Origin of the sequence: Amycolatopsis sp. NPDC021455 (assembly GCF_040640995.1) — a bacterium.
GTDB lineage: Bacteria > Actinomycetota > Actinomycetes > Mycobacteriales > Pseudonocardiaceae > Amycolatopsis.
The window spans coordinates 80,831-94,833 of sequence record NZ_JBFACT010000001.1; the positions used below are offsets into that span (position 1 = coordinate 80,831).

The following is a 14,003-nucleotide window of genomic DNA, read 5'->3' on the forward strand; positions in this document are numbered from 1 at the left end:
TTTCTGGTGGTCAGTTGTGGCCGGTGCGGAAGCGTTCGGCGGTGCGGCGGTAGGTCCACATGTAGGCCTCGAACCACTTGGCGATCTCGTCGGCGAGGTGGGCGAGTTCGGGGTGGACGAACCACCATTCGCCGTCGCGCTTGGCGCGTTCGCGCTTGTGGAGGTCGAAGAACTCGTTCATCAGCGGGCGGACGTTCTTGGTGGCTGCCTCGAAGTCGTGATCCTTCATGACGGTCCTTTCCGGATGGTCAGGCCGCGGCCGGGATGGCCATGGCGGTGGCGAGGTGGGCGAGCAGGACGGTGCCGATGTGGCGGTACCTCCTTTCCGGATCGAGCGGGGTTGGGACACGCGGGCGCGTGTGGCACGGCGGAGATCTCGGCCGGCGGAGCGTCACGAGGACTCCACGCATGCCGGAAGGGGGCTACTTCGTCATGGCCAGGTCGTGAGCCGCGTTGGCCATCCGGCACATTTCCGCTGACGCCTCTTCGTAGATGTGGACCATCTGGTAGGCCACGTCGGAGAGCTGGAGCAGGACTTGACGATTGCGTGTGCCGTCCGGGTTGAACACTTTCGCGGCTAGCGCGTCAACCTCTTCCTGAAGTCGAGCGAGCCTGGTCAGGTTGACAGTGGCAACCTTCATCAGTGTGTTCCTTCGGGGGCGGTTTGGATGTAGCGGGCGTGGGCGTCCAGGGCGGCCGCCAGGTAGCGGGCGAAGGCCGGCGGCATGGAGATCTCCCAGGACTGGAGGCCGCGGCCGGGGATGGCGCGGGTGACGCGCAGCAGGACGTCGGTGGCGGTGCCGGATACCGCGGTGTTGTCCACGGTGGCCCGGCAGAACCGGACGCCGTCCAGCGAGCCGAGGGGGTAGATCCCGAGACCGTCTTCGAGTGTGGACACTGCGGAGTGCCAGACGTCGGCATCCGGCGGCGGGATCGGTGTGGGAGTGTCCATGGTGGTCACTCGTCGCGGGTGAAGTGGATGTACTGGTAGGAGTAGGCCCCGTCACCGCGGCGGATGGCCGCCCACTCCCGCCACAGCGCGCTGGAGAGCCCGAAGTAGGCCACGGCGATGATGACGGTGGCGATGGTGTGCCACAGCGGACCGGTCAGGAACACCGCTTGCGCGATGACAGCGAGCACGGCCAGGCCGGTGATCTTGAGCCAGGTGCCGAGAAACTTGAGCGTGATCATTTGGTCTGTCCTTTGCGGAGTTCGAGGGCGAGCCGGTACAGCTCGTCCGGGGTGACGGATTCGCGGGCGTTCTTGGCCAGTGCGACGTGCCGGCGGGCGGTGCCGTAGGTGATGGAGCTGTAGACGAGGAAGCGGACTCCGCACGGGCCGCGGCCGGTGAGGGTGATGCGCAGGTCTCCGCCGGGGGTGTGCCACCAGTCACCGGTGACACCGGTCAGCCGGTGGGTCCACACCAGCAGTGCCCCGAGGACGGCGACCGGTGCGGCGCGACGGACGTCCGGCTGGATCTCGACCGTGTGAGAGCTCGGGTTGAGGGAGAGGTAGCAGGGTTCGGGGGCGGGGGTGTCGCCGACGTAAGTGACGGCGACCGTGGCGAGCTTGGCGATCCCGGTCAGGGGAACGAGCGCAGCAGTCATGATCAGGTCCTTTCCGGACTAGGTCAGGCAGGGACGGCGTAGAGGGCGGGGCCGTCCTCGTCGGGGTGGTGCGGGGTGCACAGGGCCACGAGTTCGTCGATGTCCTCGTCGTCGCTGTAGCCGGCGCGGACCCGGATCGGCTGGCGGGACTTCTCCGACGTGCGATAGCCGATGCCCTCGCACCCGGTTTCGGGGATCTCGTCGGCCAGCCCGCCGCGTTCGCGGGCCCCTTCTCCGAGCACCGCGTCGACGTAGTTACTGGAGCCGATGCGCAGGCAGATTCGGCGGGTGAACAGGTCCCGGACGGGGACGATGTCCTTGGTGGGTTCCTGGACGTAGGCGATGACGGCGAAGCCGCAGGCCCGGCCTTGGGTGAGGATTTCGGCGAGGACCTTGTTGACGGCCATGATGGTGGCGCGGCGGCCGCCGAGGGCGGTGAGCATGGCGAGTTCGTCGATCATGAGGACTTCGAACGGGGTTTCGGTCGACGGGGTGAACTTGCGCTTGCCTTCGCTGCGCAGCAGTTCCTGCCGTTCCTTCATCGCGTCGCGGAACGCGTAGAGCAGCCCGAGGGTGGCGTCGATGTCCTCGGGGCCGTCGCCGTCCGGGTCGTATTCGACGTCCTCGTCGGCGGACGTGGCGTAGCGGTAGAACAGCGGGCGGCCGCGTTCGGTCTCCATCCCGCCCTTGGGGTCGATCGCCGACACCCGCACGATCCCGTCCCGGATGGCCGGTCCCATGGCCCGCAGCGGGTTCCACAGCAGTGATCCCTTGCCCGAGCCGGTGCCGCCGGCGATGAGCCAGTGCTGCCCGAGCAGGGGTTCGGTCCAGACCTGCCCGTACTCGGTGTCCCCCAGTTCGATCGCGGTGAGGTCGACCTCGTCGGCATCGCCGGGGATCTCCGCGGGCGCCACGACGTCGTCGAACGGGTTGCCGTGCACCAGCGTGATCGTCAGGACGCGGGGCTTGGTCTTCTCGATCGCGATCACGTCGGCCCCGAGCGCGGACGCGAGTTCTTCCTGGGCGTTGCGGAAGGTGGTCAGGGACTGGCCTTTGCGGATCACCACGCGCAGGATGTCGATCGACGGGGTGGGGGATTCGACCTTGGCTAGCCGCGGGACGAGCAGTTCGCCGGTGCGGCGGTGCTGGACGGTCAGTCCGCAGTGGTCCAGTGCATCACGCCAGGAGTGACCGATGTAGCGGGTCCAGCGGCGGCGGAACGCTCGGATCCGCGGCGAGGCGATTCGGGTGAAGCTGTCGGGGTGGGCGCGGTACCAGCCGGCCCCGGTGGCGAGCAGTCCGCCGGCGATGGTGCCGGTGGTGAGCGGTCCCAGCTCGATCAGGCTGGTGCTGATGGCGGCGGGGGTGGCCAGGGCGCCGGGGTGGCGGGCCAGCCACAGCGCGATCTTGGCTTCGGGTCGGGTCTTGTGGGCACCCGGGCGGGTGGTGGTCTTGGTGCGTGCCATGGGGTGGTCTCCGTGGTTCGGGGACGCCCGGGGCCGTGGCCCTCAGCACGCGTCTGGACGGTGGGGCCACGGCCCAACGACGTCCATGTGCGGTGTCACTTGGTGTTCAGGTAGTGGTGGTGGTCCTGCCGGGGTTAGCGGCGGCGGGCCTTCGGCTTGCGGCGGTCGGTGTCGAACAGCGGGCGGGCCGCCTCCACCGTGGTGACCATGGCGGCGACCTTGCGGGCCGCTTCGGTGTGCTCCTTGCTGAACCCGCCGAGCCGGTTGGGCAGGGCCGTCATGGCCTCGCGCATCTTCCGCATGGCCTTGCCCAGCTCGGTGAGCTTGGCGTCGATCTGGTGGGTGCTCACGTGTGTCTCCTTCGGACGATCGCGTACGGGGTCAGGGGCGCCAGCTACGGGCGATCAGCTCGGTCTTGCGCTTGGTCGCGGCGGTGCGCAACACGTCCAGCGCCGTGGACGCCGCGGTGGTGGCCGACTTGACTTCGGCCCTGCTCGGGACCTGCCAGCCCTCGAACCGCTCGCCGGTCACCTTGCCCTCGTTCAGGGCACGCACGAGCCTGCCGACCTCGTCGAAGATCACGCGGACCTGGTCGAGCGCGAACTCGAACTCGGTGTACTTCGCCTGGTTGTGGTTGTTGATCGCCTGGTTCGGCATCAGCTCACCTTTCGCTGGTTCGGGGTGGTCGGACGGGCCGCGAGGGACCGCCACTTCCGGGCCTTCAGCCTGGTGGCCTTCGGCACGAGGACCGAGTTGCCGGGGCCGGAGTGCCCGTGGCAGGTGTAGATGTGGGTGCCTCCCTTCGTCAGCCACTTCGAGTCGAGCAGTTGGTGGACCGCGTCCGCCTCGACCATGGGGGCGGTCTCGATCGTCTTGTTGGCGACCAGCCGGTAGACCCGCTCCGCCGAGCCGACCAGCACGTATCCGGTGTTTTCGGCAACGGCGAGCACCTTTTCGATCAAGTCCATGTCGTTCACCGGCGGCCGACCCGTCTCCACCGGAACGGTGGCGGTCAGCTCGTTGCCGAACAGGTCCAGGGGCTCACTCATTGGGACTCACGTCCCACACCAGGTCGTAGATCGTGCTCAGCTCCTTACGGAGTGCCTGAGCATCTGCAGCTATTCGACGTGCTCGCCCGCTGACGTCATCCCCAGCTCGCGGCACCGTGACAGCAGCGCGATCGAGGCATTTGATCACGCAACTCATGTACTCCCCGGCGTCGAAGTAGTCCATCAGAAGCCGCTCATGCTCGATTCCGCTCAACGACTCCCGGCTACTCATCGCGCAGCCCGGGTCCGGAGAACGGCGACCAGGCCGATCAACAGCGCCACAACCGCGGCGGCGGGCGCGGCCACGGCGAGACAACCGACCAGGGCCAGCCACAGCGGGTAAAACGTCAGGTTCGCAACATTCGACATTCGAGTCTCCTCACATTTGCCACTGAGCGCCGCAGACCCGGCAGGTCGCGATGCGAGTGGGGGACAGCCAGAAATCCGCGGAGCAAACGTGGTTGCCCATTACTTCCTCCGCTTCGGGCCATGCGGGTCGTACGAGGAAAGACCGTCGATCCGGAAAGCGTTCATGCTCGTTACTCCTTCGAACAGGGCGGGTCGCGCCCGCTGGAGAGGGTGTTCGTGCAGGTCACTCGGACAGGTGCAGCCACGGCCAGGCGCTGAGCTGGGCCGCGTAGAACTCGTCCTCGTCCATGGGTGTGCTCCGATTCGTCTGCGACGGATATGCCCGGCGACTTCCGGCGAAATGAGGCCGGAAATCACCGTCGCGTAGCCGTGGCAGGTGTGATTTGGGCATGGTTGGGCTCACTATGTATTTGTCAATCAACAGGGAATTGCGTGCCCGAACGGGCGGAAGCGGTGGTGCTAGCGGGTGGTGATCAGAGGAGCGGCTTCATGCCGGCCGCGCCCCAGGCGACACCCGAGACGGTCTCGCCCCGCTCGTTCTTGAACGAGTACGGCGTCACCCGCGGGTCGATCAGCTCCACCCGGGTCATCTCGTCCTCGGAGAAGCCCTCGCCCGGGTCGGAGTCCAGCGTCACGCGGATCTCCTCGCCCTTCTGGCCCTTGGCCTTCACCATCAGCGCCACCGTGTACTTGGTGACGCCGTCCCGGTCGGTCACCACAGTGTCGACGCCGTTCTCCTTGCGCGTCTTCATCTCCGGGTTTTCCGAGACGGTGAGCCGGTAGCCCGACAGGTTCACCGGGATGTTCTTCATGTCGACCTCCTGCTAGAGTTGGTGTACCAACTGAGTTGGTGCACCAACTATGACACGAGGCGGCAAGGGACGCAAGTGGTTGGCGCACCAACTTCCGGAAGAGAGGGTGCAAACCATGGCTGACCAGGCCTCCGGGCACATGTACGAGCGGATTGCCGCGGCCTTGCGGGACCAGATCTTGGCTCGAACTCTGGCGCCGGGTGCCCGTCTGCCTACTCGTGAAGAGTTGGCTGCCACCTTCGAGACCTCCGAAACCACCGTGCGCCAGGCTCTTGACCTCTTGGAGTCGGAGGGGCTGATCAACCGAGGGCGCGGTGCTGCCCCCTCCGTGCGCCTGTACGACCCCCTGATTCGGCGGGCGGAGCAGCACTACAAGTCCGACCCCGGCGCGCCGTTCGCCGACGAAGCAATCGCCACTGAGCGAGTGCCTCGCTACAGCCACGAGACGCGCCCTGACCGCGCTGGCCTCGAAACGGCCCACCGGCTCAAGATCGGCGTTGGCGACGACGTCATGCGAACTGACTATGTGTCGTATGCGAACGACGAACCGATGATGTTGGTGACCTCTTACGAGCCTCTGGCGATCACTCGTGGAACGCCGATCGAGAAGCCGGAGGAAGGTCCCCTGATGGGGGCCGGCATAGTCGATCGGTTCACTTCGATCGGCCTGCGGCCGACTGCCGTAGTTGAACGTCTTCACTCGCGTATGCCGCGGCCATCTGAGGTCGAAGCCCTCAGGCTCAAGCCGGGCATCCCTGTGATCGTGATTGTTCGGACTTCGTACGCCGGCGAAACGCCGATCGAGACCGCGGACCTCTTGCTGGCTGCACACCAGTACAAGCTGGAATACGTCACCAAGGTGGCTCCGCTCGCTGGGGAAGCGGGGAACGAGGTATAGCCAGTCCGACATGTCACCCAACGTGAAGGCCCTCGTCAGCTAGATGGGGGCCTTCCCTCGTGTGGCGGGCTGTGGATGAATGGAGATGACAATCAGCTTCACTACGGGAGGTCGCCATGTCGTTGACGGTTCCACCGGCACTACTCGAACAGGCACAGCAGGGGGCGATCAGCGAAGAGGACTTCCTTGCGTGCGTCCGGACGTCGCTGCCCTATGCCTGGTCGGTGGTCGCGGGGACCGCGGAGAAGCTAAACGCCAACGGTGGAACAGTCGAGATCAACGACGATGTTCCGCAGAACGACAAGGAGTGGGGCCAACTCTTCCGCATGATGGCGAGCGACTCGATCCGAGCCGCGATCGAACGAAAGTTCGGCGTGAGGCTAGCCTTCCAGAACTGTTGCAAGGTGGCGGCTTTCGCGCCGGACGCCACTGCCGCGTACGACGAATTCACTTCGATGCGGGCTCAGGTCCTCAATCAGAGGCCGGAACTCGTCGACTGCTAGCGTCGAGACCGGAACGCACCGTTGTCGTTGAGCAGGGCCAAACTCGCGGCGACGGCGCGTTCCCCTTTGCCCTGGCGGGGCCCTGGTGTTCAGAGTTTCCTTACTTGTTCAAGGCGGCCCCTCCGGGGCCGCTGAGCACGGTGTTTGACCCGCGGGCAAGCCCCGCCGGGGCGTGCGGGCTGGCGCCCGGTCCCCGGCGGTCGCCCGCGGAAAAGCAGCCCAGCGACCACCCGCCGGAGGGGCCGCAAACGTCACGACGAACAAGAGATGTCCTCGCCGGACGGGCAGGGCCTCCGGGATGGCCGAGTCGAGCGCGAAAGTCGCGTTCGTGTGTGCCTGTCGTCCATCCCATCAACCTCCCGAAGGGCTATCAAGCCGGTCAAGGGGGCAGTTTGGCGGTACGCTCGCCGGCGCGGGGTCGGTGCCCCCTTGACCGGCTTGATCGGGCTGGCGCCAGGCTGATGGGATGGACGAAGAGGCCCCCACTTGTAGGTAGAGACCAAGATCATTCGGCCGGTTTACTCCCGGAATTCAGTGATCATCAACGGCAAATGTCCACTAGCGACACTCGTTTGCATTTGCTAAACTTGCAGATGAAGACCAATAACGGTCAGTGTCCACAGGGGACGAAACTGACCGATGACTGAACCGTAGGTTCTGGGTTCGAGCCCCAGGCGGCCCACTACTATCATGCTTCTGACCTGCGGAAATGTCCGATTTGGTGATCTTTCTGCAGGTCAGGTGGATCTGTGTGGCCCGTTGTGTGTCCGCGGCCGTCGGCTCCGGTGAACGGGTTGGCCTGTGAGTGCACGTCGGCACCGGAGGTTCGATCTGGCGGCGGCGGTCGTTTTTGTTGCTGCTGCGGGGAAATCGTCGTCGTGACGATGGGCGGTCGGCGCCCTCTGGGTATGGTTCCGCGTCTGTGTTCGTCGGGCGTGGTGTGTCCGTGGGTGGTGGAGCGGTTCGGTACGGCGCGCGTAACGTCTTGAGCGCGATCTCCACCATGCCGCGCAGCCGGACCACGATCTCGGTGCGGTGGCGGTCGATGCGGGCCAGATCGTCGCTGAGGCTGTGCAGCCGCGGCTTGAGCGCGTGCTCCTCATCCCTGCGGGTGCCTTCCCGGGGGGCTCGCAGGAGCCGCACGGTCGGCGCTGCGTGCCGTGTTCGCTCGGTGCTGGTCGTCCTGCCAAGCGAACACGCGAAACCAGCTGGAGAGCCGGTAGCTCGATCAAGCGGTCGTGTTGCCGTGCGGGTTCGATGGGTTCGTGGCTTCGGAGGTAAGGGTGAAGCGCGGTGCCGCGCTCGAGTAGACCCGGACGTGGCCCCAGTCGCCGGCGATCTCGTAGTGATCGGCGTGGTGCTGGAGGCTGTCGATGTTGCCGAGGTCTTCTTCGCCGGTGGCGTCCCGGGAGGGTTGGGACGACCTAATGATCCATTCGATCTTCGTGGCGTCGGTGATGGTCAGCACGGCGTCGGCGTAGCAGTGCGCTTCGTCCGGTCGCGGGGCGTGGTAGCGCGGGTGGGCCGGGGTCAGTACGGCTTCCAGCCTGAACGACAGCGCGGTGGGTGTCTCGTCGATGGCGAGGACGAAGCTGTCTTCGAGGTAGACGTTGGCGAGGTCGGGGAAGTCGGTGTAGTTCGTCATGTGCTCACTGGTCCCAGGTGATCGGTGTGTGGTTTCCCAGGCTCTTCCTGGTGACCGGGTTGCCTTGCGGGTCGATGCGGACCCCGTCCTCATTGCGCAGCTCGACATGGGGATTCTCGCTGCCCGGGGCGCGGCCGCTGCCTTCCTTGAGCGTCATCCGGATGATGCCGTTGTCGTCGACGTACTTCGGCGGGCCGTTCGGCGTCTGCTGTTTCGTCCAGCCCTTGGACTCGGCGTAGCGGGCCAGATCGGATGCCTTCGGCGGTGTGCCCTGGTCGAAGTACTCGTGCAGGGCAGCCTTCACCGGCGGTAGTTTCGGCGCGGCCGGGTCGGGTTTCTCTCCTGCGCGGGTGCCTTTGAGCAGCTTGCCGGCTGCGCCGCCGATGAGCAGGCCGCCCACGATTTGGCCGGTGGCTCGGCCCGGGTGGTCGGCCCAGTCGTCCCAGGCGATGAGGTTCTTGCCGAAGTCCACGGGGTGAGTGACGTTGTTCCACGCCGCCGAGGCGATGTCGGTCAGCCCCTCGTGGTCGGGGTTGCCCGGGTCTCCGATGGCGTAGACGAGGTTCCACACGCCTTCGCCGAACCCCTTGAACGCGTTCCAGGCGCCTTCACCGAAGTCGGCGAAGAAGCCGCCGACGTCGTCGAGCCAGTCTGAGGCTGTGGGTGCGCCGCCGGCCTCGTCGGAAATGGTCTCCGCAGTCCGGTCCCCGGCCTCGGCGAGCTGCTGGCGGGCGCGGTTGAGCATGTCCAGCGCCGCCTGCCGGTCGGCCTTGCCGGGATCGGAGAACGGCGCGACCGTCACCCGCGTGGGATCGCCATTGGCTGTGTGCTGCTGGTTCTGGGCGTCGGCGTTGGTGACGTCGCGGTCATAGCGGGCCTTCGCGTCCGCCGTTGCGGCTTGGCCTCGGTTCCACAGCCGGATGGCGTCGCCGGCCTGACCTTGCGCCCAGCGCAGTGTCTGCGCGTACCCGTCGAGTGCTTCGGCGACCGCGTCGAACGAGTCGGAGGCGGCCAGCCATTTGGCAGGTTCGTAGCTGAACTTGTCATGGAACTTGGCCGCGGCCGGACCGGCCCATGAGCCCGTGTCGATCCGGCGGAGGCTGTCACCCGCCTGCCCGGTCCCCCGGGACCTGCCGTGCAGGACCCGGGCGTTCTCCTCGATCGCGGCCGGGTCGCCGGGGACCAGGGCGCGCGGATCGGCGGTCTCACCGAGTTCGGCCATCAGTCACCGATCGCCGCGGTGCCGGGATCCGCGGGCAGCTGCCGTGCGGCCGCCTCGTCAATCCCCCGGTAAGCGTCAGCGGCATGCGTGAGGCAATCGCCGATCACGCCGGCATCCTCGGTCAGCGTGTCCAGCCCCGCGCTCCACCGCGCGCAGAAGTCCGCCAGCGCGTTGTGGACCCCAGCATGACCGTAGAGTTCGGCGTCGCCGCACAGGCCGCGCAGCTCGAACGTCTCTTGGTCATGGACACTCTGAGTAATTCCTTTGCCCGCGTTGTCCAGTACGTCGACGTCGACGTGGAACCCTGGTCCGGCCACACTCACCCGGCGCCCTCCTCGCGCGTGACGCTGACCTCGTCGATGGACACGTCGTGCCCGGTGCGTTTCTGCTCGGCTCGGCGCCGTATCGCGGTGAGCGTCTTCGGCGGCACCATCCGGTCCGGGATCGGGAGCCGATGCTCGTCATCCGGATCGAGCATCACACCGATACCGATCGGTAGCTGGTCGAGAAGATCGGCGCCGGTGGTCGCATAGAAGTCGCAATCTCCGAAGTGCGCGGCGAGCCGCTGCGGTGTGGAGAACACGAACGTCCACCGGCCACGGCCGACGACGTCGACTGTCTCGACACCGGGGCGAGCAGGTCTTCGCCCGTAGACCGTCGCCCGAGCGAACACCGGATCGAACTCGTGAAGACCCCGCCGACCAGCCACCACATCCTGTGCGCATCTGGCCACAACGGGTTCACTTTTTGCTTCCGCGCCACCCCCTTTCGTGGCTATGAGTGTACTGCCTGCTGCGAACAGTGACATCGTGGTGAGCGGTGAGTCGGGCGCCGCCACGACCTCTGCACGGGTCTGTCTTGTGCCGTCGCCATTGCTGAACAGCTCTGCATCCCGGCGGCAGGGTGGTGGCGAGCCCCATGGGCGATGGACTTCGTAACACCGTTACAAGACGCCGGGGTTGAGAGGACACTCAGGTTCAGCGGTTCTTGAAGTACCGGAAGAGGTGCTTCTCGCGGATCGTGAACGTCGCGAGCACGGCTCCGGCCGGCGCCGCGCACGCGGCCGCCGCGGGACCGCGGACGTCGATCAAGTAGACGCCGAGCGGGTCCGCCGGGGCACCCGTGAGCACCCCGAAGACCAGCGCGCAGGCCGCCAGCAGCAATGCGCCTGCCGCCCAGGCCGCGGTCTCGAGCAGCACCGTGGCCAGCACGGCCCGCCGCGTTTCGCCGATGTGGAGCGCTCCCGCTATCTCCAGGCGCCGCAGGCGGATCGCGAGGAACCCGAGGAGCAGCCCGGCCAGCACGCAGCCGGGCAGTGCGTAGCGGGTCGGCCGCTGCTCGAACAGCGCCACGCCGTCGAACCTCGTTCCCCTGCTCGCGTTGAGGCGGCCGACGCTCACCGGGTCGGCCGTGCTCTTGTCCACCGTGATCGCGGAATACAGGAGCTGGTCCCGGGTTTCCGACAGCGGCCAGACGTCGGCCCAGCATTCGTCGTAGGTGCCCGTCGCGGCCTGCGGGAACAGCGCGGCGTAGTTCAGCCTGCTGTCGCGGCCGTCGTCCGGGAAGTCGTAGACCCCCGCGATGGTGACGGGGCCGGCGGTGGTCGGCAGCTGCTGTCCCGGTCGTACCCCGAGGGTCCGGGCCAGCCCCGCCGGGATCCACGCCCCGGCCGGTGCCGCGGCGGTCCCGCCGAGCAGCTCGATGAGCCCCGGAGTGACCGTGTAGGCCGGAATCGGGTTCGCGAGCATCGCCCGGAGCACGACCGCGTCGGTCTCCTTCAGCGCTCCCGCCGCCCGGACTCCGGACACTCCGGAGAGCCGTTCGCAGGCCGCGCCGTCGGTGGTCCGCTGGGCGACCAGGACGCGCACCGACGCCCCGGAGGTGACGAAGTCCGCGGCGTCGTGCTCGATGCCGATCACCGACCGTGCGTCGGAGATGGCGAGCCCGCCGGTGATCGCGGCGAGCAGGATGCCGAGCAGGAAGGCGCGGGTGGTGCCGCACGCGATGTTCCGGAACGCCTCCGAGCAGATCGAGCGGAGTTTCACCGGACCCCCTCGTGCAGGGCCGAAAGGTCGACGACGTGGGTACAGGCGGCCCGCGTCTGGGGATCGTGGGTGGCGATCACGACGATCGTCCCGTCCTGGGCGATCGCGCCCAGGGTCTCGTTGACCGTGGCGGCCGTGGTGATGTCGAGCTGGGCCGTCGGCTCGTCGACGAGCAGCAGGTCGGGCGCGGAACAGACCGCTCTGGCGAGCATGAGCCGTTGCGCCTCGCCGCCGGAGAGCGCGCGGAACGGCTTCTTCGCCGAGTCCGCCAGGTGGAAGCTCGCGAGCACCGCCATCGCCCTGGGCTCCGCCGTCCGCCGGGGCAGGCCGCGGGCGAGCAACGGCAGGCACACGTGGTCGACCACCGTGCGCCCCGGCACCCCGTACGGGTTCTGGAAAACCCAGCCGGTCCGGTCGACGCCCGTCATCTCGAGCGTGCCCTCGGCCGGCTTCACCCAGCCCGCGAGGATCGACAGGAGCGTCGACTTCCCCGATCCGGACGGTCCGCACAGGCCGGTGATCCGGCCGGGCCGCAGGTCGAGGTCGAGCCCGCTGAACAGTTGCGCCGTGCCGTCGAAGCGGTGCCCGAGGCCGGTTCCCCGCACCAGTTTCACGGTGCTCACCCGCACGACGCCGACGTGATGGCCGAGCCGAGCTCGACCGTGGTGATCGGCTCGGCCGCTTTCACCAGCGTGGCGCCGAGCCGGGAACCGACGATCTGTACTTTGTGGACAGTCCGGCCCGACTGGACGCAGGCCGAGTCACCGTCCACGGCGAACAACGCCCCCGGCGGGACCTTCAGTGCCGGCACGGGTTTCTTGAGAATCAGCGTGGCGGTCAGGTCGGCCGGTTTCTCGGCGTCCCCGAGTGCGCGGAACTCCGGCTTGGCGACGACTTCGCGGAGGAACTCGCCGTCCGTGGCGTTCCCGTCCGCGCCGAGCGGGCCCTGCACGCCGAAGACGTCGATGATCCGCTCACCCGGGGTCATGTTCTTCGGCTTGGCCTGCACGGCGACGGCGGTGAGCCGTGCGGGCACCTTCGCGAACGTCTGCCCGGGCGTGACGAACGCGCCCTGCACCAGTTCGCACGTTTCGGGCGCCACTGAGGGCGCGGACAGCCACAGCACCTGGCCGGCCACGAGGACGCCGTCCGGCTTGGCGATTCCCGCCGCCTTCTGCAGTTTCTTCACCGCGGCCACGGTTTTCGGACCGTACTTGCCGTCCGCCTCGATCTTGTGCCCGAGCCGGGCCAGCTCCCGCTGCAACGACTCGACGTCGTCGCCTTCGGTGTTCTCGGCGAGATCCCGGTACAGCGGCGCGGAAGTGGCGAGTGCGATCACCGGGGTTTCGTTGAGCCGCGCCACCACCTGGCCCGACTTCAGCGGGGTTCCCGGTGCGCACGCGGTCGACGTCACCCGCCCGCCCAGCCCGAGGATGAGCGGCGGGGCGGGCGAGGTGACCAGCGAGATCTTCACCGTGCGCTCGTCGGTGACGTCCTCGTGCCCGACCGGCACGGACGTGACCTCCTTCGCGGCTTGGAGCTCGTACGGCACACCAGCGGGCCGGAGCAGCGTCCCGGCGCTCGCACCCGCGCCGAGCAGCGTCGCCGCGGCGAGCACCGCGGTGCCCACGGATCGGCTCTTCACCAAGATCAGCTGCCTCCGTTCTTGCCGACCTCGACGGCCAACCCGCCCGCGTTGAGGCACTTCTTCGCCTCGGGGTTCGCCGGGTCGAAGTCGGTCACCTTCGTCATGTCGCCGCGGAGGTAGGTCATCAGCTTCTCGACGGTGTAGTCGGCCGGGACGAGACCGGCCTTGACCAGGCACCGCACCGCGACCTCGCGGGGGTCGGCGAGCAGGTCCGGGTTGTCCACCTGGGTGCGGAAGAGCGCTTCGATCCGGATGAGTCCCGCGTTGTCGGCGCAGTCCGTGGTGGTCTTCAGGTAGGCGTCGACGGACTTCTGGTCGGCCGGGATGTCCGTGGGCAGGACCTTGTAGATGCCGTTGGGCTGCTTCTGGTAGCCCTCCTTGACGCCCGCGTCCTGTGCGCAGCGGCGGTAGCGGTTGAAGGCCTCTTCGTAGTCGGCGGGGTCGATCTTGCCCGCCTCGATCGCCTTGTCCAGCGCCGCCCGTTCGAAGTCCGACTTCGCCCGTCCGCGCGCCTCCTTGAACTGCTCCACCAGCGGGAGCATCTTCTCACCGGGTCGCCGCGCCTGGGCGGGCTTGTGCTCCGCCCCGGCGGAACACCCGGCGACGGTGGCGAGCGTGACGGCCGCCGCGGCGGCCCAGAACTTGAGACCCTTCATCCCTGCCCCCGATTCCCCTTGTCAACGCACTGTCCATTCCGGACAGACGAGTGGGCCGTGACCCGGCGGCCACGGCCCACCGT

Annotated in this window: 21 protein-coding genes; 2 read left to right on the top strand and 19 right to left on the bottom strand. The window is 67.6% G+C overall.

What is annotated here, in order from left to right:
• Positions 1-10: 10 nt before the first annotated feature.
• The 11 genes from AB0G28_RS00460 to AB0G28_RS00510 form a co-directional block, all read right to left on the bottom strand.
• On the bottom strand, positions 11-229 hold the full coding sequence (locus tag AB0G28_RS00460) for a hypothetical protein (RefSeq protein ID WP_361081449.1): 219 nt from the start codon (positions 227-229) through the stop codon (positions 11-13).
• 193 nt (positions 230-422) lie between these two features.
• On the bottom strand, positions 423-641 hold the full coding sequence (locus AB0G28_RS00465; protein WP_361081452.1) for a hypothetical protein: 219 nt from the start codon (positions 639-641) through the stop codon (positions 423-425).
• Entirely contained in the window at positions 641-952 is a 312-nt protein-coding gene (locus tag AB0G28_RS00470) for a hypothetical protein (protein WP_361081455.1), read from the bottom strand. Before AB0G28_RS00470 ends, AB0G28_RS00465 begins: the two co-directional genes overlap by 1 nt.
• Before the next feature lie 5 nt (positions 953-957).
• On the bottom strand, positions 958-1,191 hold the full coding sequence (locus tag AB0G28_RS00475; RefSeq protein WP_361081458.1) for a hypothetical protein: 234 nt from the start codon (positions 1,189-1,191) through the stop codon (positions 958-960).
• Positions 1,188-1,607 carry a hypothetical protein gene (locus tag AB0G28_RS00480; RefSeq protein ID WP_361081461.1) on the bottom strand — a complete coding sequence of 140 codons (420 nt, stop codon included), beginning with the start codon at positions 1,605-1,607 and terminating at the stop codon, positions 1,188-1,190. Before AB0G28_RS00480 ends, AB0G28_RS00475 begins: the two co-directional genes overlap by 4 nt.
• A gap of 23 nt (positions 1,608-1,630) precedes the next feature.
• Complete coding sequence (locus AB0G28_RS00485; protein WP_361081464.1) at positions 1,631-3,073, bottom strand: cell division protein FtsK; 1,443 nt, start codon at positions 3,071-3,073, stop codon at positions 1,631-1,633.
• 134 nt (positions 3,074-3,207) lie between these two features.
• On the bottom strand, positions 3,208-3,423 hold the full coding sequence (locus tag AB0G28_RS00490; RefSeq protein ID WP_361081467.1) for a hypothetical protein: 216 nt from the start codon (positions 3,421-3,423) through the stop codon (positions 3,208-3,210).
• Between the two features lie 31 nt (positions 3,424-3,454).
• Complete coding sequence (locus tag AB0G28_RS00495; protein ID WP_361081470.1) at positions 3,455-3,730, bottom strand: hypothetical protein; 276 nt, start codon at positions 3,728-3,730, stop codon at positions 3,455-3,457.
• Positions 3,730-4,122: a hypothetical protein gene (locus AB0G28_RS00500; RefSeq protein WP_361081472.1), complete on the bottom strand. Its 393-nt coding sequence runs from the start codon at positions 4,120-4,122 to the stop codon at positions 3,730-3,732. The genes AB0G28_RS00495 and AB0G28_RS00500 overlap by 1 nt, the downstream gene beginning before the upstream one ends.
• Positions 4,123-4,350: 228 nt before the next feature.
• On the bottom strand, positions 4,351-4,491 hold the full coding sequence (locus AB0G28_RS00505; RefSeq protein ID WP_361081475.1) for a hypothetical protein: 141 nt from the start codon (positions 4,489-4,491) through the stop codon (positions 4,351-4,353).
• A 473-nt stretch (positions 4,492-4,964) separates the two neighbouring features.
• On the bottom strand, positions 4,965-5,303 hold the full coding sequence (locus AB0G28_RS00510) for a hypothetical protein (protein WP_361081478.1): 339 nt from the start codon (positions 5,301-5,303) through the stop codon (positions 4,965-4,967).
• A gap of 115 nt (positions 5,304-5,418) precedes the next feature.
• On the opposite strand from AB0G28_RS00510, the gene AB0G28_RS00515 reads away from it, so the two are divergent.
• Entirely contained in the window at positions 5,419-6,201 is a 783-nt protein-coding gene (locus AB0G28_RS00515) for a GntR family transcriptional regulator (RefSeq protein ID WP_361081481.1), read from the top strand.
• A gap of 116 nt (positions 6,202-6,317) precedes the next feature.
• Positions 6,318-6,704 (top strand): SCO5389 family protein, encoded by a 387-nt coding sequence (locus AB0G28_RS00520; protein WP_361081484.1) that lies wholly within the window; start codon positions 6,318-6,320, stop codon positions 6,702-6,704.
• 1,228 nt (positions 6,705-7,932) lie between these two features.
• Here AB0G28_RS00520 and AB0G28_RS00525 read toward each other — a convergent pair.
• From AB0G28_RS00525 to AB0G28_RS00560, 8 genes are all read right to left on the bottom strand, one after another.
• A complete protein-coding gene (locus AB0G28_RS00525) occupies positions 7,933-8,349 on the bottom strand; it encodes a hypothetical protein (RefSeq protein WP_361081487.1) in 417 nt (138 codons plus the stop codon).
• 4 nt (positions 8,350-8,353) lie between these two features.
• Positions 8,354-9,571 (bottom strand): putative T7SS-secreted protein, encoded by a 1,218-nt coding sequence (locus AB0G28_RS00530; protein WP_361081490.1) that lies wholly within the window; start codon positions 9,569-9,571, stop codon positions 8,354-8,356.
• On the bottom strand, positions 9,571-9,894 hold the full coding sequence (locus AB0G28_RS00535) for a hypothetical protein (protein ID WP_361081493.1): 324 nt from the start codon (positions 9,892-9,894) through the stop codon (positions 9,571-9,573). The genes AB0G28_RS00530 and AB0G28_RS00535 overlap by 1 nt, the downstream gene beginning before the upstream one ends.
• On the bottom strand, positions 9,891-10,409 hold the full coding sequence (locus tag AB0G28_RS00540; protein ID WP_361081496.1) for a hypothetical protein: 519 nt from the start codon (positions 10,407-10,409) through the stop codon (positions 9,891-9,893). The genes AB0G28_RS00535 and AB0G28_RS00540 overlap by 4 nt, the downstream gene beginning before the upstream one ends.
• 139 nt (positions 10,410-10,548) lie before the next feature.
• A complete protein-coding gene (locus tag AB0G28_RS00545; protein WP_361081499.1) occupies positions 10,549-11,616 on the bottom strand; it encodes a hypothetical protein in 1,068 nt (355 codons plus the stop codon).
• Positions 11,613-12,239, bottom strand: a complete 627-nt coding sequence (locus AB0G28_RS00550) for an ATP-binding cassette domain-containing protein (protein ID WP_361081502.1) — start codon at positions 12,237-12,239, stop codon at positions 11,613-11,615. The genes AB0G28_RS00545 and AB0G28_RS00550 overlap by 4 nt, the downstream gene beginning before the upstream one ends.
• Positions 12,236-13,261 (bottom strand): peptidoglycan-binding domain-containing protein, encoded by a 1,026-nt coding sequence (locus AB0G28_RS00555; protein ID WP_361081505.1) that lies wholly within the window; start codon positions 13,259-13,261, stop codon positions 12,236-12,238. The genes AB0G28_RS00550 and AB0G28_RS00555 overlap by 4 nt, the downstream gene beginning before the upstream one ends.
• Before the next feature lie 5 nt (positions 13,262-13,266).
• Positions 13,267-13,920 carry a hypothetical protein gene (locus AB0G28_RS00560; RefSeq protein WP_361081508.1) on the bottom strand — a complete coding sequence of 218 codons (654 nt, stop codon included), beginning with the start codon at positions 13,918-13,920 and terminating at the stop codon, positions 13,267-13,269.
• Positions 13,921-14,003 lie beyond the last annotated feature (83 nt).